Annotated in this window: 5 tRNA genes; all 5 read right to left on the bottom strand. The window is 56.2% G+C overall.

The features are described 5' to 3' along the window. Positions 1-267 precede the first annotated feature (267 nt). The 5 genes from HMPREF2565_RS08285 to HMPREF2565_RS08265 all read right to left on the bottom strand — a co-directional run bounded on the left by HMPREF2565_RS08285 (position 268) and on the right by HMPREF2565_RS08265 (position 804). Positions 268-340: transfer RNA gene (locus HMPREF2565_RS08285), tRNA-Gly, on the bottom strand. A 43-nt stretch (positions 341-383) separates the two neighbouring features. Next, positions 384-455 (bottom strand) — tRNA-Val (locus tag HMPREF2565_RS08280). 61 nt (positions 456-516) lie between these two features. Then, positions 517-592 (bottom strand) — tRNA-Gly (locus HMPREF2565_RS08275). A gap of 38 nt (positions 593-630) precedes the next feature. Then, a tRNA-Val gene (locus tag HMPREF2565_RS08270) sits at positions 631-702 on the bottom strand. Positions 703-733: 31 nt separating this feature from the next. Then, positions 734-804, bottom strand: a tRNA-Cys gene (locus tag HMPREF2565_RS08265). Positions 805-865: the final 61 nt, after the last annotated feature.

Below are 865 nucleotides of genomic sequence, written 5' to 3'. Positions count from 1 at the left end.
CGCAAATCCACACGAAATGTCCCTTAAGCCCATAAATGGCTGGCGAAAAGCTCGGCCACCGACGGGGAAAAGTCCCCTTCCAACACGCCCCCACCTCAAACCTGGACATCTCCCAGGCAACCTCCCGGGCAAACTTATCCAACCTGAGCGCTCACGGTAAACAAGGCATCAAAAATCTGCGATTTTGTGCCACTATCTACCGTGAATGAGGCAAGGGCGAAGAAAATAAAAAAGTGCCCCTCCGTCATGGGGGGACACTTTCGCCGGAGCGGATGACGAGACTCGAACTCGCGACCCTCACCTTGGCAAGGTGATGCGCTACCAACTGCGCTACATCCGCGTGACGAGCTCTCGCTCGTCGCGGGCTCCAAATGGAAACCCTGTGCGCGATACTGGGATTGAACCAGTGACCTCTTCCGTGTCAGGGAAGCGCTCTCCCACTGAGCTAATCGCGCATATGTATTTATCAAGACCCTCCACTCACTTATGCCAAAAAGTTTGGCGTCAAGAAAGTCTTGGAGCGGATGACGAGACTCGAACTCGCGACCCTCACCTTGGCAAGGTGATGCGCTACCAACTGCGCTACATCCGCATTCGAAACCAGGCCCGGTTTCTAGGACAAAGTCCTTGTGCGCGATACTGGGATTGAACCAGTGACCTCTTCCGTGTCAGGGAAGCGCTCTCCCGCTGAGCTAAACGCGCTCGCAGCGCCCTGTTTGGGCGCCAGCATTTGAGGTGGAAACGGGAATCGAACCCGTGTGCACGGTTTTGCAGACCGTTGCCTCACCACTCGGCCATTCCACCGTGGCGATACCGCCTCACACACTACATGTGCTGGAGCGGATGACGAGACTCGAACTCGCGA

Origin of the sequence: Corynebacterium sp. HMSC072A04 (assembly GCF_001809235.1) — a bacterium.
Lineage (GTDB): Bacteria > Actinomycetota > Actinomycetes > Mycobacteriales > Mycobacteriaceae > Corynebacterium > Corynebacterium hiratae.
The sequence above is the reverse complement of the archived record's forward strand: the minus strand, read 5'-3'. Positions and strand labels throughout refer to the sequence as shown.